At 65.4% G+C, this 23,858-nt stretch carries 20 protein-coding genes; all 20 read left to right on the forward strand.

Annotated elements, in window-relative coordinates; translation table 11 throughout:
- Window positions 1–379 precede the first annotated feature (379 nt).
- A complete protein-coding gene (gene tssA, locus PcP3B5_RS25290; RefSeq protein ID WP_043273228.1) occupies window positions 380–1,936 on the forward strand; it encodes a type VI secretion system protein TssA in 1,557 nt (518 codons plus the stop codon).
- A gap of 32 nt (window positions 1,937–1,968) precedes the next feature.
- A complete protein-coding gene (tssB, locus tag PcP3B5_RS25295) occupies window positions 1,969–2,472 on the forward strand; it encodes a type VI secretion system contractile sheath small subunit (RefSeq protein WP_043273230.1) in 504 nt (167 codons plus the stop codon).
- A gap of 27 nt (window positions 2,473–2,499) precedes the next feature.
- On the forward strand, window positions 2,500–3,975 hold the full coding sequence (gene tssC / locus PcP3B5_RS25300) for a type VI secretion system contractile sheath large subunit (RefSeq protein ID WP_043273232.1): 1,476 nt from the start codon (window positions 2,500–2,502) through the stop codon (window positions 3,973–3,975).
- Between the two features lie 14 nt (window positions 3,976–3,989).
- Complete coding sequence (tssE, locus tag PcP3B5_RS25305; protein WP_043273235.1) at window positions 3,990–4,397, forward strand: type VI secretion system baseplate subunit TssE; 408 nt, start codon at window positions 3,990–3,992, stop codon at window positions 4,395–4,397.
- 10 nt (window positions 4,398–4,407) lie between these two features.
- On the forward strand, window positions 4,408–4,932 hold the full coding sequence (locus tag PcP3B5_RS31175) for a PAAR domain-containing protein (RefSeq protein ID WP_081884740.1): 525 nt from the start codon (window positions 4,408–4,410) through the stop codon (window positions 4,930–4,932).
- Between the two features lie 11 nt (window positions 4,933–4,943).
- Complete coding sequence (locus PcP3B5_RS31660) at window positions 4,944–5,915, forward strand: DUF6402 family protein (protein ID WP_070065515.1); 972 nt, start codon at window positions 4,944–4,946, stop codon at window positions 5,913–5,915.
- 3 nt (window positions 5,916–5,918) lie between these two features.
- Window positions 5,919–6,305, forward strand: a complete 387-nt coding sequence (locus PcP3B5_RS31185) for a hypothetical protein (RefSeq protein WP_081884741.1) — start codon at window positions 5,919–5,921, stop codon at window positions 6,303–6,305.
- Window positions 6,306–6,783: 478 nt separating this feature from the next.
- The gene (locus PcP3B5_RS31665) at window positions 6,784–7,344 is read left to right on the forward strand and encodes a hypothetical protein (protein ID WP_134163373.1); all 561 of its coding nucleotides are present in this window, start codon (window positions 6,784–6,786) and stop codon (window positions 7,342–7,344) included.
- A gap of 215 nt (window positions 7,345–7,559) precedes the next feature.
- The gene (gene tssF / locus PcP3B5_RS25315; RefSeq protein ID WP_061562713.1) at window positions 7,560–9,338 is read left to right on the forward strand and encodes a type VI secretion system baseplate subunit TssF; all 1,779 of its coding nucleotides are present in this window, start codon (window positions 7,560–7,562) and stop codon (window positions 9,336–9,338) included.
- Window positions 9,302–10,318, forward strand: coding sequence for a type VI secretion system baseplate subunit TssG (gene tssG, locus PcP3B5_RS25320; RefSeq protein ID WP_058487482.1), 1,017 nt, complete (start codon window positions 9,302–9,304; stop codon window positions 10,316–10,318). Before tssF ends, tssG begins: the two co-directional genes overlap by 37 nt.
- A 13-nt stretch (window positions 10,319–10,331) precedes the next feature.
- Window positions 10,332–12,908 (forward strand): type VI secretion system ATPase TssH, encoded by a 2,577-nt coding sequence (tssH, locus tag PcP3B5_RS25325; RefSeq protein WP_061562714.1) that lies wholly within the window; start codon window positions 10,332–10,334, stop codon window positions 12,906–12,908.
- A 10-nt stretch (window positions 12,909–12,918) separates the two neighbouring features.
- Window positions 12,919–14,433, forward strand: a complete 1,515-nt coding sequence (locus PcP3B5_RS25330) for a sigma-54 interaction domain-containing protein (protein ID WP_058072777.1) — start codon at window positions 12,919–12,921, stop codon at window positions 14,431–14,433.
- 54 nt (window positions 14,434–14,487) lie between these two features.
- Window positions 14,488–14,628: a hypothetical protein gene (locus PcP3B5_RS25335; RefSeq protein WP_043273242.1), complete on the forward strand. Its 141-nt coding sequence runs from the start codon at window positions 14,488–14,490 to the stop codon at window positions 14,626–14,628.
- A 19-nt stretch (window positions 14,629–14,647) separates the two neighbouring features.
- Window positions 14,648–15,847 carry a type VI secretion system-associated FHA domain protein TagH gene (tagH, locus tag PcP3B5_RS25340; protein ID WP_043273243.1) on the forward strand — a complete coding sequence of 400 codons (1,200 nt, stop codon included), beginning with the start codon at window positions 14,648–14,650 and terminating at the stop codon, window positions 15,845–15,847.
- A 5-nt stretch (window positions 15,848–15,852) separates the two neighbouring features.
- Entirely contained in the window at window positions 15,853–16,338 is a 486-nt protein-coding gene (gene tssJ / locus PcP3B5_RS25345; RefSeq protein WP_043273244.1) for a type VI secretion system lipoprotein TssJ, read from the forward strand.
- A gap of 2 nt (window positions 16,339–16,340) precedes the next feature.
- The gene (gene tssK, locus PcP3B5_RS25350) at window positions 16,341–17,672 is read left to right on the forward strand and encodes a type VI secretion system baseplate subunit TssK (RefSeq protein ID WP_043273245.1); all 1,332 of its coding nucleotides are present in this window, start codon (window positions 16,341–16,343) and stop codon (window positions 17,670–17,672) included.
- A 4-nt stretch (window positions 17,673–17,676) separates the two neighbouring features.
- Entirely contained in the window at window positions 17,677–18,546 is an 870-nt protein-coding gene (gene icmH, locus PcP3B5_RS25355) for a type IVB secretion system protein IcmH/DotU (protein WP_043273246.1), read from the forward strand.
- A gap of 16 nt (window positions 18,547–18,562) precedes the next feature.
- Complete coding sequence (tssM, locus tag PcP3B5_RS25360) at window positions 18,563–22,099, forward strand: type VI secretion system membrane subunit TssM (protein ID WP_043273247.1); 3,537 nt, start codon at window positions 18,563–18,565, stop codon at window positions 22,097–22,099.
- Window positions 22,099–22,827, forward strand: a complete 729-nt coding sequence (locus PcP3B5_RS25365; RefSeq protein WP_043273249.1) for a PP2C family protein-serine/threonine phosphatase — start codon at window positions 22,099–22,101, stop codon at window positions 22,825–22,827. Before tssM ends, PcP3B5_RS25365 begins: the two co-directional genes overlap by 1 nt.
- The gene (locus tag PcP3B5_RS25370; RefSeq protein WP_232245033.1) at window positions 22,824–23,843 is read left to right on the forward strand and encodes a serine/threonine-protein kinase; all 1,020 of its coding nucleotides are present in this window, start codon (window positions 22,824–22,826) and stop codon (window positions 23,841–23,843) included. Before PcP3B5_RS25365 ends, PcP3B5_RS25370 begins: the two co-directional genes overlap by 4 nt.
- Window positions 23,844–23,858: the final 15 nt, after the last annotated feature.

Below are 23,858 nucleotides of genomic sequence, written 5' to 3' on the forward strand. Positions count from 1 at the left end.
TAAAAAGTTCCCGGGAAAATGATATCAAACCGATATCAATCGACACGAATCGGAGATTAAGAAATTTCTTAGCAATGCCATAAGAGTGCGACAAAGCGCCTGGAAAACCGCTGAAAACCATCGTTCTAGAGCCATCCACGAGGAATGAAGATTGTGTGCGCCAACTCACACGACCTCATTTGGGCTTGAAAATCCTACAAATAAAATAGCCAATGTCCTACAAGACATCCCTGGCCAATACATGCACTATTGCCCGCCACTTGAGTGGCAGTTTTTTGCCACCCAGGAACGTCCCGTCGCTTGCCCGGGTATCTCATACCGGAACTTTTAGTACGGCGTCATATAGATAGTTCAGCCTAATCACGGAACGATTGCAGGGATGAGCCACACCAGAAAACTTGCATCGCATTATCTCGAACTGGCCGATACGCCTGCCTCGCGGGAGAGCTACGCCGGTGAGGATGTCCGTTATTCGGTGGAATTCGAAGCGCTGGAAACCGAGCTGGGCAAGGCCACTTCCCTGCATGGCAGCGGCCCGATCGACTGGCAGAAGATCCTGGAGGGCAGCGAGCGCCTGCTGCGGGAGCAATCCAAGGATCTACGCGTCGCTGCCTGGCTGACCTGGGCCCTGCAGCAACGCGAATCCTTTTCCGGCCTGCTGGCCGGCCTGGGGATGCTCCTGCGGCTCTGCGAGCAGCACTGGGATGATCTCCACCCGCGCAAGCCGCGGACTCGCGCGGCAGCCCTGGAATGGCTGGCGACACGTCTGGAGCCCCTGTTCGCCGACGACGTTGCGGTAAAGGAGCAACTGCCGCTGTTCCGCCAGTTGGCCGACACCCTCAAGAAGCTGGAAGAGTTCCTCCACGAGAAGCTGGGCGATGATGTCCCCAGGTTGCTTCCGCCGCAGAGGGCCCTGGAGGCGATGGTCGAGCGGGCCTCCCAGGCGCAGCCCGAACAGGGGCCGGTCGGCGCGGTCATGGCCCAGATGAAGCAGGCCGCCACTCAGTTGCTGGCGCCTGTCAGCAGCATCGAGAACGAGAAGGATGCCCACAAGGCCCTGCGCGCCCAGCAGGATGGGGCCCGCCCGCTCTGCGCCTGGTGGCTGAAGCAGAAGGCCACCGACCTGCGCGCACTACGCCTGAACCGCACCCTGCTGTGGCTGCCGATCGACAACCTGCCAGAGCGCAATGCCGAACAGCTCACGGCGCTGCGCGGCCTGCCCCAGGACAAGCTGAACAACTACCGCGAGCGTTTCGAGAAAGGCCACTACGCCGACCTGCTGGTCGACCTGGAAGGCAGCCTCGCGCGTTCGCCCTTCTGGTTCGACGGCCAGCGCCTGGCCTGGGAGTGCCTGCAGGCGCTGGACGCCGAACACGCCATGCGTGAAGTGGAAATCCAGCTGGCGCTGTTCCTGCAGCGGCTGCCCGGGGTGGTCGAGTTGCGCTTCCACGATGGTAGCCCTTTCGCCGACCCAGCCACTCGCGCCTGGATCAGCGCCTATGTCCTGCCCCATCTGCAGGCGCCGGCCAGCGTCCGCGAAGTGCCGGTGAGCCAGGAACTCCCGGCCTGGGAACAGGCCCTGCAGGAAGCCTTGCCGGTGTTGCGCAAGGACGGCCTGAAACCCGCGGTACAGCAGCTCAAGCAGGGGCTGCAGAGCGCCTATGGCGGCCGCCAGCGCTTCTTCTGGCAACTGAGCATGGCGCGCCTGTGCTACCAGGCCAAGAAATACGAACTGGCTCGCACCCAACTGGAATCCCTCGACCAGGAACTGCAGGACACCGGCCTGCACGACTGGGAACCCGACCTCGCCCTGGAGGTGCTGCACCTGTTGCACAGCTGCTGCGAACTGCTACCGCAGAACCATGCCGTGCGCGAGCGCAAGGACGAGGTCTATCGCAGGCTGTGCCATCTCGACCTCGAGATGGTGCTCGACTAGGCCTTCGGGCCCTAACGCAAAGGAGACATGCCATGGCCAAAGAAGGCTCGGTAGCCCCCAAGGAACGCATCAACATCACTTTCAAGCCGGCTACCGGCGGCGCTCAGGAAGAAATCGAGCTGCCGCTGAAGGTACTGGTACTCGGTGACTTCACCCAGCGCGCGGACGAACGCAAGGTCGAGGATCGCAAGCCGATCGGCATCGACAAGAACAACTTCGACGAAGTGCTCGCCAAGCAGGAACTGGGCCTCACCCTGAGCGTGCCGAACCGACTGCAGGACGAAGGCGGCAGCGACGAGTTGGCCATCGCCCTGAAGATCAATTCGATGAAGGACTTCAACCCCGCCAACCTGGTCGACCAGGTACCGGAGCTGAAGAAACTGATGGAGCTGCGCGAAGCCCTGGTCGCCCTGAAGGGCCCGCTGGGCAATGCCCCGGCCTTCCGCAAGGCCATCGAAGGCGTGCTCGCCGACGAGGAATCGCGTGGCCGCGTACTCAACGAGCTCGGCCTCGACGGCAACGAGCAGGACGCCTGAGCCAAGGACTGAAAAGGAAGCCAACACATGAGCACCAGCGCAGTACAGCAAAACGGCGGCGCCAGCGCCGAATACGGCATTCTCGACCGCATCATCGCCGAAACCCGCCTGAGCCCGGACGACGACGCCTACGGCATCGCCAAACGCGGCGTGTCGGCCTTCATCGAGGAGCTGCTGAAGCCGCAGAACCAGGGCGAACCGGTGAAGAAGGCCCTGGTCGACCGGATGATCGCCGAGATCGACGCCAAGCTCAGCCAGCAGATGGACGAAATCCTCCACCACGCCGAGTTCCAGGCGCTGGAGTCGTCCTGGCGCGGCCTGAAGCTGCTGATCGACCGCACCAACTTCCGCGAGAACATCAAGGTCGAGCTGCTCAACGTCTCCAAGCAGGACCTGCTGGATGATTTCGAGGACTCCCCGGAAGTGGTCCAGTCCGGCCTCTACAAGCACATCTACACCGCCGAGTACGGCCAGTTCGGCGGCCAGCCGGTGGGCGCCATCGTCGCCAACTACTACTTCGACCCGAGCGCGCCCGACGTCAAGACCATGCAGTACGTGGCCAGCGTCGCCAGCATGTCCCACGCACCCTTCATCGCCGCCGCCGGCCCGAAGTTCTTCGGCCTGGAAAGCTTCACCGGGCTGCCGGACCTGAAGGACCTGCGCGATCACTTCGAAGGCCCGCAGTTCACCAAGTGGCAGAGTTTCCGTGAGCAGGAGGACGCGCGCTACGTCGGCCTGACCGTCCCGCGCTTCCTGCTGCGCAACCCGTACGACCCGGAAGACAACCCGGTGAAGACCTTCGTCTACAAGGAAAACGTCGCCAACAACCACGAGCACTACCTGTGGGGCAACACGGCCTATACCTTCGCCAGCCGGCTGACCGACAGCTTCGCCAAGTTCCGCTGGTGCCCGAACATCATCGGCCCGCAGAGCGGCGGCGCGGTGGAGGACCTGCCGCTGCACCACTTCGAGAGCATGGGCGAGATCGAGACCAAGATCCCCACCGAGGTGCTGGTATCCGACCGCCGCGAGTACGAGCTGGCCGAGGAAGGCTTCATCGCCCTGACCATGCGCAAAGGCAGCGACAACGCGGCGTTCTTCTCCGCCAACTCGGTGCAGAAGGCCAAGAACTTCGGCATCAGCGAGGAAGGCAAGATCGCCGAGCTCAACTACAAGCTCGGCACCCAGCTGCCCTACCTGTTCATCGTCAACCGCCTGGCGCATTACCTGAAGGTGCTGCAACGCGAGCAGATCGGCGCCTGGAAGGAGCGCACCGACCTGGAGCTGGAGCTCAACAAGTGGATTCGCCAGTACGTCGCCGACCAGGAGAACCCCAGCGCCGAAGTCCGTAGCCGCCGTCCGCTGCGCGCCGCGCAGGTGGTGGTCAGCGATGTCGACGGCGAGCCGGGCTGGTACCGCGTCAGCCTGAGCGTGCGTCCGCACTTCAAGTACATGGGGGCGGACTTCACCCTGTCGCTGGTCGGCAAGCTCGACAAGGAATGAGCAGGAGCTGAGCGATGAGCGGATACGGCAGCCTTTTCGAACGCCTCGGCGGCGAAGCCGGCCAACGCGCCGGCTGGAGCCGGGAGGTCGCCGCCATGGCGTCGGTGGCTGCCCATCTGGCCAAGATGCTCAGCACCCGTGCGGGCAGCGTGCAAACGCTGCCCGACTACGGGCTGCCCGACCTCAACGACATGCGCCTGAGCCTGCACGACGCCCTGAACCAGGCCCGCAATGCCATCGAGCGCTTCATCGAAGCCTATGAGCCGCGCCTGTCGAATGTCCGTGTGAGCCCCCTGCCCCGCGAACGCGACCCGCTGCACCTCGCCTTCTCCATCGAAGGCGTGCTCGAGGTCGACGGCCTCAAGCGTCCGGTCAGCTTCGCCGCGAGCCTGAATGGCAGCGGCCAGGTCCAGGTCAGCTAAGGAGAACCCCATGTCCGGAAAACCCGCCGCCCGCGTCACCGACCCGACCGCCTGCCCCGTCCCGGGCCACGGCGTGAACCCGATCGCCGCCGGCTCCCCCGACGTGCTTTTCGACGGCCTGCCCGCCGCCCGACAAGGCGACCCGTCCGCTTGCGGCGGCGCCATGGTCGACAATGTGATCCCGAACGTGCTGATCAACGGCAAGCCGGCCGTCGTGGTCGGCAGCGTGGGTAGCCATGGCAATGTGGTAGTTGGTGGGTCGGGGACGGTGGTGATTGGAACCAGTCATTCGGCAGCCGCCTTTATACCACCGACTCCGCTCGCTCTTTCTGGTCAATTCGATGAGTACTTCATCCTCAGTCACTCTGTGACAGGCGAACCTTTAGCAGAGCATCCCTATCGTATTGAAACCGAATCGGGGAAGGTGCTTACAGGCGTCACCGATGCGAATGGCAAGACTCAAAGAGTTACGTCTTCAAAGGCTGAAAGTGTATCGCTGAGACTCATGCCTCAAACTTCGCTCGTCATTGGTTGAGGAAATAACCGATGCCTACCGATTTCATCCTCTCCAAGACGACACCTAGCAATCAGACAGCCGGCAAAAGCGCCGTGGTGGACGTATTCAAAATTACCGAAATCCCCACATCCATGGATCGATTGGGGTGGACGCAAGGTGCTCGCTTGATGCGCAAGTGGTTCGACAATCCAGCCTACGAACTACCAATGGATGTGAAAACCGGTAAAGCATCGGCCTCCATGCTGAGTCCACAGCAATTGCTGACGGACCTTCCATTCGAGTGGCTGTTTAGCACATCGACACGTGTAAAAGCCCCCATCGACGAACTAATAAATAATCTTCGAAATGTAGAAGAATTCAACGAATTCATCGGCCGATTGAGAAATCCACTGACTCAACTCTCCACAGGACTTCTTGTGTTCCTGATGCGGCTCAAGCGTATCGGGCACATCGATACAACTAATGGCTTACTTCAAAACGCTGATGAAGATTTCAGCGGACTTTCGGCTATGCAACTTGAGGAGACCTCGCAGTTCAATTTTATCCGTATCGGAGCGAGCCTCTGGGAGAAAGCAACAGACGATTTAGATGACGTTTACGGAGCCTTGGGTAGCTTCGCCATAAAAGTGGCTGCAACCAGGTTCCGTACTCGGACCAACGATAATGGCTGGCCTGCAATATTCATCGATGAGATCGGCCTATACATTCGTGACAGCTATGATTTCCTAAATGTCGGAGACGACCAACTACTCGGCTATTGGAATCGAGAGAAAGTCATTCGGCCCGGCCCGATCGACTACTTCGTGGAGCCCGATTACCTCGAAAAAGGTGGCTCTCGCCACTTCAAAGTCTCCAACGAATCCTTCAACCAGTATCGCAATAAGAAGAAAAAAGGGGGTGACTTTATGGTTTTTTCTACAGTGAAGCACTACCCGGTATCGATCCGCTTACATCTGAGTAATGTAGACTTTCAGGAGTTTGCGGATCGGAGTGCGGACTGAAAAATGTTAAAGACCAACTCCATTCTTTCCGTGGCATTCATTCTCATCCTAGTGGCAACGCCAGGTATCTGTTGGCTCTATGTGAAACTCAGTCTAGCCAAGGAGACAGAGCCGTTCATGACGTACTGGAACGACTCTCGCAGTTGCTATATCAACGCCTATGTCCCTCGATTCTCCTCTTATGGGGTCGCAGGGAAACTCGTGAAGCTTTTCAGCAGCGATGCATTTTTTCGCGTGTATAGCAAAGATGGCGCTCTTCTCAAAAGCTCCGAGTGGCGACTCTGGCAACGTGAGTTTGCCGAGTCCGAAAAGGCCATCTGGGTCGGCAATCGCGCTGTCTATCCAACAAACAATGGGTATGAAGGATGGGCACTTGATGAGTGTCATTAAGTCTTACCCAACGAAGGAGGAGCAGTCTCTTCCGGGAAGAAGTTACCCGAGACTGCTATTGACTGCCTGCCTGTGCCACCTGACTCCATGCGTTGCTTTCGTGATGGTTAACGACGTCGGCCTAAGCATTCATCAGAACCTCCTGACAGATACCGGCTCACGCGGAATCGCCCCCGGAGCAGTAACACGGCTCGCACTACTGCAGTTCGTCATCAGCGGTGCCCTCATTGCACTTGTCCCAGCACACAGACTCAAGCTGGCCGTGATTGCGGTGGCCATGGCGGTACTCGCTTGGTGCCTGCTCCCGCTGTATCCGATAAGAACGATCTTCTATTGCACCTTGAGCGGCGTACTTACCGCAGCAGCAGTCATGGCCACACGCTGGAGTGCGCAAAGGCTGGACGCTTATTGGCCCGCGAGATAGGCGACCAGCGAAACCCTGGGCGTCGACGAAGTTTAGCGAATCGGTGAACTATAGATGAAAGCAATGAATTCTCCGTTAGAAAAAGTCCGCCAACAGTGGCCTAGCTCCCATTTCCCTTATCTGCCAGAAAATCCAGAGATCACCAAGGGTAGTGAGAAATTTCATACCTACCCACCCAAGTGGTTCCTGGGGAGCCAAGGTAATTACGCGTACTATGTGGAAATGGCTCTCGAAAATGAAGAGCTGCCCATACTGCTAGCTCTCATCAAATCCCACTTCCCAACCACCGAACCAATAAACCAATCGATGTTCAGTAATGAAAATCAGGAATCGCTAGCCCTTTCCTATCGAGATGAATTCGGCGGAATACTCGTGGAGGCAACAACCAACTCCATATCATTATTACAGTCATTTGATGAGCGATTCAGGTGTCCGCCAGCACCATGGATCGCTTTCCCGGACATGGCCCCCATAGAAGCAAGCCTCCCCAAACAAGGTAGCCTTGAGTACTGGTGGGATCACATCTGGACGCCATTCTGGACGAGTCAATCTGCGAGCGAGAAAGAACAGTATCTACACAACGCTACCGAAGAATGGCGGGAGGTTCTCTCTTGAGCGCCTTTCTCAAAAAACCCTGCATCTATTGGATCAATTTCGACAAAGAGAAATAAGGCATTAGAGATGGGTGAGCCGGACCGGCAAAACATCGGATTAAGCATCTTCATCAGCAATACGCCATACCGGAGCAATGAGAACTGACGCCTCGGCGTCAACAAGTGCATCGCAGGGCGGGACGCCCGGCAGACAGAGAAATCCTCAGGGACTGCAGCATGTCATTCAACCACTACTACCAAAGCGAACTGAGCGCCCTGCGCCAGCTGGGCCGGCGTTTCGCCGAGCGCAGCCCGGCGTTGGCGCCGTTCCTTGCGCAGAGCGGGCGCGACCCGGACGTCGAGCGCCTGCTGGAGGGTTTCGCCTTCCTCACCGGGCGCCTGCGGCAGAAGCTCGACGATGAACTGCCGGAGCTGACCCATTCGCTGATGCACCTGCTGTGGCCGAACTACATGCGGCCACTGCCGGCGTTCAGCATCCTGCAGTTCGATCCGCTGCCGCATCCCGGCCCGGCGCTGCTGGTTCCGCGCGATACGCCCGTGGAAAGCCAGCCCATCGCCGACGTGCGCTGCCGCTTCCGTACCTGCTACCCGACCGAGGTCGTGGCGCTGCGTACCAGCGGCCTGAACTACTCGGTGAAGGGCGATGGCGCGCTGCTCAGCCTGCGCCTGGAAATGACCTGCGACGGCCACCTCGGCGAACTGCAGCTGAACCGTCTGCGCTTCTACCTGGCCGGCGAGCGCTACATCAGCCAGATGCTCTACCTGGGGCTGGTGCACGACCTCGACAACGTCGAGCTGGTACCGCTGGACGGCGACCACAAGCCCCTCGTCGAAGGCGAGCAGCCGATGCGCCTGCCGGGCGACCGGGTGCAGCCGGTCGGCTTCGCCGAAGACGAGGCGCTGATCCCCTACCCGCTCAATACCTTCCGCGGCTATCGCTTCCTGCAGGAATACTTCGCCTTCCAGGACAAGTTCCTGTTCGTCGACCTGCTGGGCCTGGACCGCCTGCGCACCCTCCCCGAGGACAAGCTCAAGCAGGTACGCGGCCTGGAGCTGCGTTTCGACATCCGCCGCAGCGGCATCCAGCGCCTGCGGCCAACCCTGGACAACCTCAAGCTGCACTGCACGCCAATCGCCAATCTGTTCAGCCACGACGCACTGCCGATCCGCCTGGATGGCAAGCAGGACGAATACCTGCTGCTGCCCGCCGAGTACGACGTGCAGAACTGCGGCGTCTTCGCCGTGGAGAACGTCACCGGCTGGCGTCCCGGCGGCCTGGGCCACCAGGAGTACGTGCTGTTCGAGTCCTTCGAGCACGACGCCAGTTTCGACGTGCCCAGCAGCCGCCCGCACTACAGCGTGCGCCAGCGTTCCTCGCTGCTGCACGACGGCCTGGACACCTACCTGAGCTTCGGCGTGCGCGACTACGAAGAGCACGAGACCCTGTCCATCGAGCTGACCTGCACCAACCAGAACCTGCCGCGCCGCCTGAAGCTGGGCGACATCAACCTGGCCAGCGAGAAAACCCCGGAGTTCCTCAGTTTCCGCAATATCACCCCGGTGACGTCCAGCTACGCGCCGCCGCTGAATCGCGACTTCCTCTGGAAGCTCATCAGCAACATGTCGCTGAACTACCTGTCGCTGGCCAACATCGAGGCGCTCAAGGTGATCCTCGAGACCTACGACCTGCCGCGCTACTACGACCAGCAGGCCGAGAAGGTCAGCAAGAACCTGCTCAACGGCCTGCGCTCGGTCCGTCACGAACCGGTCGACCGCCTGCACCGCGGCCTGCCGGTACGCGGCCTGCGCACCGAACTGACGATCGACCCGCAAGGCTACATCGGCGAAGGCGACATGTTCGTCTTCGCTTCCGTGCTCAATGAATTCTTCGCGCTCTACGCCAGCCTCAACTCGTACCACGAGCTGCAGGTGAAAAGCACACAGGGAGAGGTGTACCAATGGACACCGCGCATGGGACAGCAGCCCCTGCTCTGAGCCGGCTCAGCCGGGACATTCGCGAGTACTCGCTGTTCCAGGCCGTGCTCCTGGTCATCGAGCGCCTGCGCCAGGCGACCCCGGAAGGCCTGCCGTGCAGCGACGAAGCGCTCTACGAGCGCCTGGAGTTCCAGGCCAACCCGAGCCTGGGTTTTCCCGGCAGCGATATCCACAGCGTGCAGTTCTTCGAGGAGAACGGCGAGCCGCGCGCGCGCCTGCGCCTGAACCTGGTCGGCCTGTGCGGCTCCGGCTCACCGCTGCCGGCCTTCTATGGCGAGCAGGCGCTGGGCGACAGCGAGGACGGCAACCCGACCCGCGATTTCCTCGACCTCTTCCATCACCGCCTGCACCGGTTATTGCTGCCGATCTGGCGCAAGTACCGCTATTACGCCCGCTTCGAAACGGGCGCGCTGGACGCCTTTTCCGAGCGCCTGTTCGCCCTCATCGGCCTGGGCGGCGAGCAGTTGCGCCGCGCCGAGGAGCTGAACTGGAAGCGCCTGCTGCCGTACCTGGGCCTGCTCAGCCTGCGAGCCCATTCCGCAGCGCTGATCGAGGCGGTGCTGCGTTACTACTTCAAGCACGCCGCGCTTTTCATCGAGCAGTGCATCGAGCGCAGCGTGTGCATCCAGGCGGACCAGCGCAACCGCCTCGGCCTGGCCAACAGCCGCCTGGGCGAGGACCTGGTGCTGGGGGAACAGGTACGCGACCGCAGCGGCAAGTTCCGCATCCACATCCGCGAACTCGACTGGGAGCGCTTCCACGACTTCCTGCCGATCGGCAACGGCTATCAACCGCTCTGCGCCCTGGTGCGCTTCACCCTGCGCGACCCGCTGGACTACGACCTGCGCCTGGAACTGCACCACGAGGCCATCCGCGAGCTACGCATAGGCGCCGACAACCCTTGCCGCCTGGGCTGGACCAGTTGGCTGGGACGGGAGCATGCCGACGGCATCGTCACCCTGGGCAGCCGCATTCATTAAGGACCGATGACCCATGATCAACCTCGACCTGCAACAACTCGTCCAGGCCCTGGACACCGAGACTCGCCGCGACCTGGAAGGCGCCGCCGAGCGCTGCGTGGCCCGCAACGGCAGCAAGATCCTCGTCGAGGATCTGCTGCTGGCGCTGCTGGAACGCCCCCAGGGCCTGTTGCAACGCGCCCTGCAGGATGCCGGGGTGGACGCCGGCGAGCTGGCGGCGGCGCTGCAGCCGCGCGCCGAGAACAGCGCCTCGCGCAACCCGGTGTTCGCCGTGGAGCTGATGCAGTGGCTGCAGGACGCCCTGCTGGTGGCCAACCTGGAACTGCGCCAGAGCCTGATCGACCAGGCCGCGCTGATCCTCGCCCTGCTGCGCAATCCCCTGCGCTATGCCGGCAGCCACTACCAGGAGCTGCTGGCCAGACTGAACGCGGAGCGCCTGCGCGAATACGCCCTGGCCCAGCAGGAGCGGCAGCCCGCCACTGGCGGCGCCAATTCCGGCGAGTCGATGCTCGAGCGCTTCACCCACAACCTCACCCGCCAGGCCCGCGAAGGCCGGCTGGACCCGGTGCTGTGCCGCGACGACGCGATCCGCCAGATGATCGACATCCTCGCGCGGCGGCGGAAGAACAACCCCATCGTGGTCGGCGAGGCCGGGGTGGGCAAGACCGCCGTGGTCGAGGGGCTGGCCGCGCGCATCGTCGCCGGCGAGGTGCCCGAGGCGTTGCAGGGCGTCGAACTGCTGTCCCTGGACATGGGCCTGCTGCAGGCCGGCGCCAGCGTCAAGGGCGAGTTCGAGCGCCGCCTGAAGGGTGTCATCGAAGAAGTGAAGGGCGCGGCCCAGCCGACCATCCTGTTCATCGACGAAGCCCATACCCTGATCGGCGCCGGCGGCCAGGCGGGCGGCTCGGACGCGGCCAACCTGCTCAAGCCGGCCCTGGCGCGCGGCGAGCTGCGCACCATAGCCGCGACCACCTGGGCCGAATACAAGAAGTACTTCGAGAAGGACCCGGCGCTGGCGCGGCGCTTCCAACCGGTGCAACTGCACGAACCCAGCGTGGCCGAGGCGGTGACCATCCTGCGTGGCCTGGCCAAGGTCTACGAGGCCAGCCACGGCATCTACCTGCGCGACGACGCCGTGGTCGCCGCGGCCGAGCTCTCGGCGCGCTACCTGGCCGGCCGCCAGTTGCCGGACAAGGCCGTGGACGTGCTCGACACCGCCTGCGCCCGTGTGCGCATCAGCCTGGCCGCCGCTCCGGAAAGCCTGGAGCGGCTGCGCGGCGAACTGGCCGAAGGCGAGCGCCAGCGCCAGGCCCTGCGCCGCGACCGCGAGGCCGGCCTGGCGGTCGACGAGCAGGCCCTGGAGGCATTGCAGCAACGCCTGGAACAGGCCGCTGTGGAACAAACCGAGCTGGAACAGCGCTGGCAACGTCAGCGTGAGCTGGCCAACGAACTGCTCGACCTGCGCCAGCGCCTGGCCAAGGCCCGCGAGGACGCGGAAGAAGATTCGGAAGGCCTGGAAGAACGCCTGCACCAGACCCACGCTGCCCTGCGCGACGCCCAGCAGGACGAGCGCCTGGTCAGCTTCGAGGTCTGCCCGCGGCTGGTCGCCGAGGTCATCAGCCACTGGACCGGCGTGCCCCTGTCGCAACTGGCCCGCGAGCACAACGCCAAGGTCGCCAGCTTCGCCGCCGACCTGCGCCAGCGCGTGCGCGGCCAGGAACAGGCGGTGCAGGCGCTGGACCGGGCCATGCGCGCCACCGCCGCCGGCCTGAACAAACCCGATGCGCCGGTAGGTGTGTTCCTGCTGGTCGGCCCCAGCGGCGTCGGCAAGACCGAGACCGCCCTGGCCCTGGCCGACCTGCTGTATGGCGGCGAGCGCTTCCTCACCACCATCAACATGTCCGAGTTCCAGGAGAAGCACACCGTGTCCCGGCTGATCGGCGCGCCCCCCGGCTACGTCGGCTACGGCGAAGGCGGCATGCTCACCGAGGCCGTGCGCCAGAAGCCCTACTCGGTGGTGCTGCTGGACGAGGTGGAGAAGGCCGACCCGGACGTGCTCAACCTGTTCTACCAGATCTTCGACAAAGGCATCGCCAACGACGGCGAAGGCCGCGAGATCGATTTCCGCAACACGCTGATCCTGATGACCTCGAACCTCGCCAGCGAGCGCATCGCCGCACTCTGCGCCGATGGCCAGCGGCCCACCGCCCAGGCGCTCGAGGAAGCCATCCGCCCGGCGCTCAGCCGTCACTTCAAGCCAGCCCTGCTGGCCCGCATGCGCGTGGTGCCCTACTACCCGGTGGAGGGTGAAGTGCTGCATGAGCTGGTGCGCCTCAAGCTGGCCCGCCTGGGCGATCGCCTGCAGCGCCGCCAGCTGCAGTTCAGCCATTGCGATGCCCTGGTCGAACATCTCGCCGCTCGCTGCACCCAGGGCGACAGCGGCGCCCGCCTGATCGACCAGTTGCTCGACCAGCACCTGCTACCACAGATCGCCGACCGCCTGCTGCAGGCTATGGCCATGGGCGAAACGCTGAACCGCGTGCACGCCACCCTCGAGGGTGGCGTGGCCGTTACCTGCGAGTTCGCCTGAGGTGCCGGTCATGTTCAAGCGCATCTCCCAGCCGCTGCGCTATGCCGAAAGCCTGCTCGGCCACTACAACGAGCTGGCCCGGGCAGCGGACGCCCAGGGCCTGCTGGGCGGGTTCGTCCGCGCGGCCGGAGCGCTCAGCGGCTGCGAACTGGTCCAGCTGTACCTGCTGGATGCCACCCACACCAGCCTGGGGCTGCATGCGGAGTGCCTGGAGGGGCGCCTGCAACCGCGGGAGGCAACCAGCCTGCCGGCCGACTACAAGGACCAGCAACTGCTGCAATACAGCCTCTGCCAGAACCGTGTGCTGAGCCTCGCCGAGCTCAACCCCAGCCTGCACGAAACCGCCTTCCTGCCGAACGGCGGGCAACCGTGGCGTGCCCTGCTCTGCGTACCCCTGCGGAATGGCCAACAGGCGGTGCAGGGCCTGCTGCTGTGCGTCGGCCGCCAGGCCCATGAACTGGGGGGCTTCGCCGCCTCGCTGGAACAACTGGGCACTTTCGCCCTCTCGCAGTTGCAACTGCTGCAACGCCTGCGCCTGCGCCGGGGCGAAGCCACTCCGCCATCCACCCCGGCGAGCCCTTGCGCCAGCGGCTACGGCCTGATCGGCGACAGCCCGGCCATGCGCCAGACATACCAGATGATCGGCAAGGTGCTGCACAGCCCCTACACCATCCTGCTGCAGGGCGAGACCGGCACCGGCAAGGAACTGGTGGCACGCGCCATCCACGACTGCGGTCCGCGCCGCAGCAATGCCTTCATCGTGCAGAACTGCTCGGCGCTGCCGGAGCATCTGCTGGAAAGCGAGCTGTTCGGCTACCGCAAGGGGGCGTTCACCGGCGCCGACCGCGACCACCGGGGCCTGTTCGACGCCGCTGACGGCGGCACCCTGTTCCTCGACGAGATCGGCGACATGCCCCTGCCGCTGCAAGCCAAGCTGCTGCGGGTGCTGCAGGAGGGCGAAGTGCGGCCGCTGGGCAGTACCCGCACCCACCGCATCGACGTGCGGATCATCGCCGCAACCCACCGCGACCTGAATGCGATGGTCGCCACCGGGGAATTCCGCGAAGACCTCTACTACCGGCTGGCGCAGTTCCCCATCGAATTGCCGCCGCTGCGCCAGCGCGGCGAAGACATCCCGCGCCTGGCCCGGCACTTCGCCGACAAGGCCTGCGCCTTTCTCCAGCGCGACCTCTGCCACTGGTCCGACGCCGCGCTGGACTGCCTGTCCGCCTATGCCTTCCCCGGCAACGTGCGCGAGCTCAAGGGCATGGTCGAACGCGCCGTGCTGCTTTGCGAAAGCGGCGAACTGCAACCCTCGCACTTCGTCCTGCGCGAAGAGCCAGTGGACCCCGACCGCAGCCTCAACCTGCGCGAACGCCTGGAACAGGTGGAACGCGCCCTGCTGCTCGACTGCCTGCGCAAGAACGGCGGCAACCGCACCCTGGCCGCCCGCGAGCTGGGCCTGCCCCGACGCACCCTGCTGTATCGCCTGGGGCGCCTGAACATCCATTCGACGGAGGCCTGAGCCGCCATGTCGAGCCCATCCACCACCGCTCTGCCATCAACCGGAGGTCGTCCGATGTCCCCTCTTTCCTGGCGCGCCGCGCTGCTCACCCTGGCCGTTCTGCTCGGCCTGGCCGGATGCAGCGGCAACTACAAGTTCAACGACAAGGACTACCGCCCGCTGGGCGACCCGCAGACGCTCAACCGCGGCAACTGACCGCAAGGAGTCCATGACCATGGAACTGGTTTTCGAAATGGTGAGCGCCCAGCAATTCGTGCCCGGGCTACTGACCAACAAGACCTTCAAGCAGGCCGGCGGAGTGATCGGCCGTGCCGAGGACTGCGATTGGGTGATTCCCGATCGCCGCCGGCACCTGTCCGGCCACCACGCCGAAATCAGCTACCGCGATGGCGCCTTCTACCTGACCGACACCAGCAGCAACGGCATCCAGCTCAAGGAGAGCGGGGCCCGCCTGCGCAAGGGCGAGGCCCTGCGCATCGAGCACGGCTGCGTGTACTGCCTGGGCGACTTCGAGATCCGCGCGCGTCTGGTCCAGGACCCGGCGCAGTTCCTCGACCAGGTCGGCCGCCCGAGCGCGGCCGGCAGCATCATCCCGGACGACGCCTTCCTCGACCTCGACCCGCTGACCGCCCTCAACCAACAGGAGCGGGCCTACGTGCAGAGCGACGATTTCGGCCTGCTCGGCGCCCACCAACAGACGGCGCGCCAGCAGGCCGACTATGCGCGCATCGACATGGAAAGCCTGCCCCTGCCGGAACTGGTGCCCGCCCCGCAGCCGGCGCCGGCCGCCGAACCGCCTGCCGAGCCGCAACGTCAGCCGGACGGCTTCTGGCAGCGCTTCGCCGGCGCGCTGGGGGTAACCCTCGACGACCTCGACCAGGATGCCCGCGAAGCCCTGGCAGTGGACGCCGCGCGCCTGCTGCGCCAGTGCGTGGGCGGCCTGCAACAGAGCCTGCGCACACGCACCGAGCTGAAGAACGAATTGCGCCTGGCCCTGACCACCGTGCAAGGCGCTGGCAACAACCCGCTCAAGCACAGCGCCGACAGCCACGATGCGCTCAACGCCCTGCTGCGCCCCGGCAAGCCCGGCCAACTGCCCGCCGAACAGGCCGTGGCCCGCGCCTTCCGCGACCTGCAGGCGCACCAGGTGGCGTTGCTCAGCGCCAGCCGCGCCGCCGTGCGCGAGGCCCTCGAACACTTCGCCCCGGAACAGCTGGCGCTGCGCTTCGAACGCGACGGCCAGGTCTCGCGCTTCGCCGGCGCCGCCGGCCGCTGGCGCGCCTATGGCCGCTACCACCAGAGCCTGCGCCAGGACGACGAGTGGAGCGAACGCCTGCTCGCCCGCGATTTCGCCCAGACCTACGAAGAACAGGTCCGGCTGATCGCCACCCTCAACAGCGACTCCCAAGGATGATCTCCATGCCCCGCATGAAACCCTTCGCCGTGCTGGCCCTGCTGCTCCTGTGCAGCGCCTGCTCGAGCCTTTCGCCCTATTCCCGGCTGACCAAGCTCGACCTCGAGCTCAGCGCCAGCGAGCAGCTCAACCCCGATCTCAACGGCCGTCCCTCGCCGATCGTGGTGCGCCTGTTCGAACTCAAGCATCCCGTGGCTTTCGAGAACGCCGACTTCTTCAGCCTCTACGAGCGCGCCAAGGAATCCCTCGCCCCCGACCTGGTGGCGAGCGAGGAACTGGAACTGCGCCCCGGCGACAAGCGCGAACTGAAGCTCAGCGTCAACGACGGCAGCCGCTACGTCGGCGTGCTCGCTGCCTACCGCGACCTGCCGGAAAGCCAGTGGCGCTACGTGGTGCAACTCGCCCCGACACGGCAGACCCGTGCCCAGCTGCGCCTGGAACAGGACGGCATCCACGATCTGGGCGCCAGCCTGGCGAAGAAGGGTGACTGAGCATGACGGCACACAAGGTCATCTGGCGCGAAGGCATGCTCCTGCGCCCGCAGCACTTCCAGCAGAACGATCGCTACTACGATCACCAGCTCAAGGCCCGCACACGCCTGTTGAACCGCTACAGCTGGGGCTTCTTCGAACAGGAAGTGGACACCCAGGGCCTGGCCATCGGCAAGCTGGTGCTCAACCGCGCCTCCGGCGTACTGCCCGACGGCACCCTGTTCGACCTGGGCAAGCTCGCCCAACCGCTTGCGGTGGACGTTCCGTCGAACACCAGCAACACCCCGGTGTACCTGGCTCTGCCGCTGGTCACCGGCAACCACATCGAGGCCCGGCGCCCGGAACAGCTGGACTTCCTCGCGCGCTATACCTGCCGCGAGCAGGAAGTGGCCGACTCCAACGCCGGTGACGACAGCAGCAGCCAGGTCACCTGCGCCCACCCCGACTTCCAGCTGCTGCTGGGCGAGCAGCGCAACGACCAGGCCTACGTGCGTCTGAAACTCTGCGACATCCTCGACACCTCGCTGGAAGGCGGCATCACCCTCGACCCCGAGTTCATTCCCACGCACCTGCACTTCCACGCCAGCGGCTACCTGCTGTCGTGCCTGAAGGAAGTGGTCAGCATGCTCGGCCACCGCGGCGAAACCCTGGCCGAACGCATCCGCTCCACCGGCACCGTGGGCGGCGCCGAGGTCGGCGACTTCCTCATGCTGCAACTCATCAACCGCACCGAACTGGTCCTGCGGCATTGCATGGACCTGGAGCAGGTGCACCCCGAGGAGGTCTACCGCACCCTGCTGGCGATGCTCGGCGAACTGGCCACCTTCGCCAGCGACAGCAAGCGCCCGCGCCTGGATGGGCGCTACCAGCACAGCGACCAGGGCGCCAGCTTCCGCAAGCTGATGGAAGCGATCCGCCAGGTGCTGTCGATGGTGCTGGAACAGCACGCCATCGAGCTGGTCCTGCAACAGCGCCAGTACGGCATCCTGGTCTCGCCGCTGCATGACCACAAACTGCTCGGCAGCGCCTCCTTCGTCCTCGCCGCCAGCGCCCAGTGCGACGCCGAGACACTGCGCCAGCGCCTGCCAGCGCACCTCAAGGCCGGCCCGGTGGAGCGCATCCGCCAACTGGTCAACCTGCACCTGCCGGGTGTCCGCATCAAGCCGCTGCCAGTGGCTCCGCGGCAGATCCCGTTCCACGCCAACAAGACCTACTTCGTTCTCGAACTCAGCCCGGAAGAACAGGCGCAACTGGAACGCTCCGGCGGCTTCGCCTTCCACGTCACCGACGAATTCCCGGGACTCGAGCTGAAGTTCTGGGCCATCAGGAACTGAGCGCATGATCAAGGAAATGGACTATTCGCAGGACGACAAGACCGTCCTGCTCGACCGTCGCACCGAGGAGCCGGCCCGCGGCCCGCTGACCGACCTCGAGGAGCCGCCACGCTTCGAGCACCTGGAGCAGCGGATGATCTACGCCGCGCGCCTGCGCCCGGCGGAAGCCATCAACATCGGCCTCAATCCGCTGGTCAGCGCCGCCGCCGAACTGCTGTCGGAAGTGGTGCGGCTGAAGCACAGCCCGGCCGGCGAGGAGTTGCAGGGCCTCAACCAGCACCTGTCCGATGGCGTTCGCCAGTTCGAGCTGCTCGCCCTGCAGGACGGCGCCGACAACGGCCAGGTCATGGCTGCCCGCTACGTGCTCTGCACCGTGCTCGACGAGGCGGTGGTCACCACGGCCTGGGGCAACGAGAGCGAGTGGGCGCAGATGAGCCTGCTGAGCAACTTCCACAACGAGACCTTCGGCGGCGAGAAGTTCTTCCAGCTGCTCGAACAGGTCACCCGCAACCCGGTCAAGCACCTGCACATGCTCGAACTGATGTACCTGTGCCTGGCGCTGGGCTTCGAGGGCAAATACCGGGTGCTGCCACGCGGCCTGCTCGAACTGGAGGCGATCCGCGACAGCCTCTACCGGCAGATCCGCCAACTGCGCGGCGACGTGCCGCGCGAACTGTCCCCCCACTGGGAAGGTCTGCGCGACCAGCGCCGCGGCCTGGTGCGCATCGTGCCCTGGTGGCTGGTGGCGCTGTTCACCCTGGTCTGCCTCGGAGTGATCTATTCAGGCTTCGCCTGGGTCCTCGGCGAACAGCGCGAAAGCGTCCTGCAACCCTATCAGCAGCTCGACCCGGCGACGGTCGAGCCCACGTCGTAACACAGGGATTGGTGCAATGAAGAACTTCCTCAAGAAGACCGGCGCCTTCCTGCGCCGGACCTGGGTCTGGAGCCTGCTGCTGGTGCTCCTGCTGGCCCTGCTGGTGTGGTTCGCCGGCCCGCTGCTGGCGGTGGACGACCACAAGTTCTGGGCCGGCGCCAGCGCGCGGCTGCTGAGCATCGCCGTGCTCTTCCTGGCCTGGGGCCTGTTCATGGTCTTCGTCAGTTGGCGCAGCACGCGCCGGCGCAAGCAGGAACAGGAGAGCGAAGATGGCCAGCAGCGCCTGCGCCGCGAAGAGATGATGGACGAGGAGCAGCGCGAGCTGCGCAGCCGTTTCAAGGACGCCCTGCACACCCTCAAGGTCTCCAGCCTCTACCGCGGCCGCAGCGAGCGCTGGCGCCAGGAACTGCCCTGGTACCTGCTGCTCGGCCCGCAGGGCAGCGGCAAGACCAGCCTGCTGGACTTCTCCGGCCTGGAGTTCCCGATCAACCGTATCGACCGCAAGCTGACCCGCGACACCAGCGGCACCCGCTACTGCGACTGGTACTTCGCCGAGCACGGCGTGCTGATCGACAGCGCCGGGCGCTACCTCACGCAGCCGGCCAGCGAGGTCGACAGCAGCGCCTGGCACACTCTCCTCGACCTGCTGCGCAAGCGTCGTCGCGCACGCCCGCTCAACGGCGTGCTGGTGAACCTGCCGGTGGACCTGCTGCAGCGCGGCAACGAGGAGGAACTGACCCTCCTGGCGCACCAGGTGCGCGCGCGCCTGCTGGAAATCCACCAGCGCCTGCACGTCGAGGTACCGGTGTACGTGGTGCTGAGCAAGGCCGACAAACTGGCCGGCTTCGAGGAATTCTTCGACCAGCTGTCCCGCGAGGAAAGCGACCAGGTGCTCGGCACCAGCTTCCGCAAGGAACAGAACGGCACCGATATCACTGTGTTGCGCCAGGAGTTCGAGGAACTGCTGCGCCGCCTGCACAGCCAGATCATCATGCGCATGCACCAGGAGCGCGATACCCAGCGCCGCGGCCGCATCCTCGACTTCCCGCACCAGCTCGGGCAGATCGGCGAGCTGTTGTGCCTGTTCGTCGACACCGCCTTCACCGGCAACCGCTACCAGCGCGCCACCCAGTTGCGCGGCTTCTACCTGACCAGCGCGCCGCACCTGACCGCCAAGGTGGACAACAGCACCGCCCAGGTCGGCGCCAACGCCGGGCTCGCCAGCAAGGCCCTGCCGACCTTGCGCAATGGCCGCTCGCGCTTCATCCAGCACCTGTTCAGCCGGGTGATCTTCCCCGAAGCCGACCTCGCCGGGCTCGACCACAAGGAGCGGCGTCGCATCAACTGGGGACAACGTGCGGTCTACGCCACCGCCCTGGTCGTCCTCGGCCTGTTCGGCCTGCTCTGGGCCAACAGCTTCTCCAGCAACCACGGGCGCCTGGAGCAGGTGCGCGACATCGACCGCCAACTGCAGGAGCAGCACGCCGCGCTGGCCCCGCAGGACGACGCCCGGGCCGCGCTCAAGGCGCTGGACAGCGCCTATGCCGCCAGCCAGGTATTCCCGCCCAAGGGCGATGTCTCGCTGCTCGAACGCAGCGGCCTGTACCAGGGCGAGAAAAGCACCCCGGTACTGCAGGCGGCCTACCAGCGCGAACTGCAAAGCCAGCTGCTGCCGCGCGTCGCCCGCACCCTCGAAGGGCAGATCCGCGCCAACCTCGGCGACCGCGAGCGCCTGCTCGGCAGCCTGCGCGCCTACCTGATGCTCAACCTGCCGGAACGCCGCGACCCGGCCTTCCTCAAGGATTGGCTGGCGGCCGACTGGTCGCTGCGCTACAGCGGCGACGCCGTGGTGCAGAACGGCCTGGGCAGCCACTTCGCACGCCTGCTCGAACTGCCCTTCGTCCACCCGCTAAACGACCAGTTGGTGGCCCAGGCACGCCAGGTGCTGCGCGCCGAATCCCTGGCCAGCGTGGTCTACCGCGTGCTCCGCGAACAGGCCCGCGACCTGCCGCAGTACCGCCTCAGCCAGCATCTGGGTCCGCAGGGCGCGCTGTTCTCCGGCACCGACTACGTGATTCCCGGTCTGTACACCCGCAACGGCTACCAGCAGTACTTCATCGCCCAGGGCACGCCCATGGTCCGCGAGATCCTCCGCGACAACTGGGTGCTCGGCGAAGGCAGCAGCCTCAGCGGCCAGGACCTCAGCCGCCTGATGGTCGAACTGCAGCAGCTGTACTTCCGCGACTACGCCAACCACTGGAGCGAAGCGGTCAACCAGGTGCGCCTGCAACCGGTGGTCGACGCCGGCCGCGGCGCCGACGAAGTGGCCGGGCTCACCGCGGCCAACTCGCCGCTGCTGCAACTGCTCCAGGAAGTGCGCGACAACACCCGTATCCCGGGCCTGGCGGACAACGCTGGGGACGTCGCCGCGGCGGCCGGCGCGGCCAGCGATGCCGGCGGCAAGCTGGGCAAGGTCGGCAAGATGGCGGCGGCCGCCGCCGAACAGGCCCAGGACGCCCTCGCCAAGAACCTGCCGGATACCGCGCGGCAAGCCATGCAGCGGCGCTTCGAGCCACTGCACCGCCTGCTCGACGACAACGGCGGCCCCACCGCCGACCTGGCGCCGGTGATGCAGGCGCTCAACGACCTGCAACTGCAACTGGCCGCCCTGGCCCGCGCCAGCCAACCACAGCAGGCCGCCTTCGAACTGGCGCGCAACCGCATGGGCGGTCAGCTCGACGCCCTGGCCAACCTGCGCAACGCCGCCACGCGCCTGCCGCAGCCGGTCAGCGGCTGGCTGGCCCTGCTCGCCGAGGACAGCTGGACGCTGGTGCTGGGCGACGCCTACATCTACCTCAACCAGCGCTACCAGAGCGAGCTGTACAGCTTCTACTTCAAGGCCATCAACAAGCGCTATCCGTTCAACCCGCAGAGCAGCAGCGACGTGGCCATCGCCGACTTCCGCGAGTTCTTCAAGGCCCAGGGCGTCGCCGACCGCTTCTTCGAAAGCTACCTGCAGCCCTTCGTCAGCGGCGATCCGGGCAACTACCGGCTGCGCAGCGTCGACGGCCACAGCCTGCCGATGTCGCGCGCCTTCCTCGAGCAGATGGGCTACGCCCAGGCGATCCGCCGCAGCTTCTTCGCCGACAACCCGGCCGAGCCCCAGGTGCAGTTCAAGCTGGAGCCCTACTCCATCGACTCCAGCCTGAGCCGCGCCGACTTCCGCTTCGGCGACCAACAGCTGGAATACCGCCACGGCCCCATCGTGCCGGTGGCCTTCAAATGGCCCACCGACGCCGACGACGGCCGCACCAGCCTGGTTCTCGAGGAACTCGGCGGGCGCCGCGTGAGCCTGGAGAAGAACACCGGCCCCTGGTCGCTGTTCCGCCTCTTCGACCAGATGCGCACCGAGTACCACAGCGGGCGCGACGTGCTGATGCTCAAGGCCGACCTGAGTGGCCTGCGCGCCAACTACCTGGTGCTGGCGCAGCGCTCGCCGAACCCGTTCGACCTCGGCACCCTGCGCAGCTTCCGCCTGCCGGTGTCGCTCTGATGCCGTCTGCCAGGCCCTGGCGCAGCGCCGCGCGCACCGACCCCGGCAAGGTCCGTGCGCGCAACGAGGACGCCTTCCTCGACTGCCCGGAGCGCGGCCTCTGGGTGGTCGCCGACGGCATGGGCGGCCACCATGGCGGCGACCGCGCCAGCCGGCTGATCGTCGAAAGCATCGCCGCGCTGCCGGGCGATTGCGGTTTCGAGGCTCGCCTGCAGCAGTTGCGCCAGTGCCTGCACTGGCTCAACCGCCGCTTCGGCCAGGAACTCACGGTCACCGCCGACCAGCCCTCGCGCATCATGGGCAGCACCGTCGCCGCCCTGCTGCTCGACGGCCAGCGCGCCGCCTGCGTCTGGGCCGGCGACAGCCGCTGCTACCTATGGCGCGGCGGGCGCCTGTACCAACTGACCCGCGACCACTCGCTGCAACAGCAACTGATCGACGAACAGGGCCTGAGCCCGGAGGACGCCCGCCAGCACCCTTCGGCCCACGCCCTGACCCGCGCCATTGGCGCCAGCGACGACCTGACGCTCGATATTCTCGAGCTACAGGTCTACCCCGACGACGCCTTCCTGCTGTGCAGCGACGGCCTCTACCAGTACGTCAGCCAGGAAGCCCTGGGCTACGCCCTCAGCCTGGCCTCGCCCACTGCCGCGCTGGAACGCCTGTTCGACCACGCGCTGCTGGGCATGGCCCGCGACAACCTCACCGCCGTGGTGGTTCGCCGATGAGCAAGCAGAGCATGGCCACGGACCAGGCCGAAGCCGGCAACCTCACCTACTTCGCCTTCATCGACCCGGAGCGCGCCGTGCCGCTGGCCGGCAGCGAACCGCCGCCGGCCCCGGCCACGCCGACCTTCAGCCCCCAGGCGCTCCCCGAAGTGCTGGGCGGCCGCTACCGCCTGGAACGCCTGCTGGGCGTCGGTGGCATGGGCGCCGTGTACCGCGCCCGCGACCTGCTGCGCGAGCAGTTCGGCGATCCCGATCCCTACGTGGCGCTCAAGGTGCTGAGCGAAGAGTTCGCCGAATACCCCGACGCCAGCGCCCTGCTCTACAGCGAATACGCCCTGACCATGCGCCTGCGCCACCCGCACGTGGTGCGCCTGCACAGCTTCGAAGTGGACACCGCCTGCCAGCGCGCCTTCATCACCCTGGAACTGATGCGTGGCCTGACCCTCGACCAGCTGCTCAGCGAGCGCCCGCAAGGGCTGCCCTGGGACGAGTTCCGGGAAGTGGCCGGCGCGCTGCTCGACGCCCTGGCCTATTCCCACGAACGCGGCGTGCTGCACGGCGACCTCAAGCCCAGCAACGTGATGCTCGGCGAAGACGGGCTGCGCCTGTTCGACTATGGCCTGGGCCAGGCCCGCGATGGCCTGCTCGACGGCCTGCCGAAACTCTGCCGCGCCCGCATCGCCGCCTGGACGCCACGCTATGCAGCCCTCGAACTGCTCGAAGGCGCGCCACTGTCACCGGCCAGCGACCTCTACGCGGTGGCCTGCGTGCTCTACGAACTGCTGTGCGGCACCCACCCGTACCGGCGCCTGAACGCCAAGCAGGCCAAGGCCATGCAACTGGAGCAACAGCTGGCGCCTCCCGCGCAGCTGCCGCGCCCGGCCTGGCAGGCCCTGCGCTGTGCACTCGCACTGAATGAAGCGGACCGCCAGATCAGCGTCGCGCAGCTGCGCGATGCGTTCCACACACTGCCACCCCAGGGGCTGCGCCGCTGGTTCCGGTGGCGCAACGGATGACTTTCGAACAGGGAG

Source organism: Pseudomonas citronellolis (assembly GCF_001586155.1).
Lineage (GTDB): Bacteria > Pseudomonadota > Gammaproteobacteria > Pseudomonadales > Pseudomonadaceae > Pseudomonas > Pseudomonas citronellolis.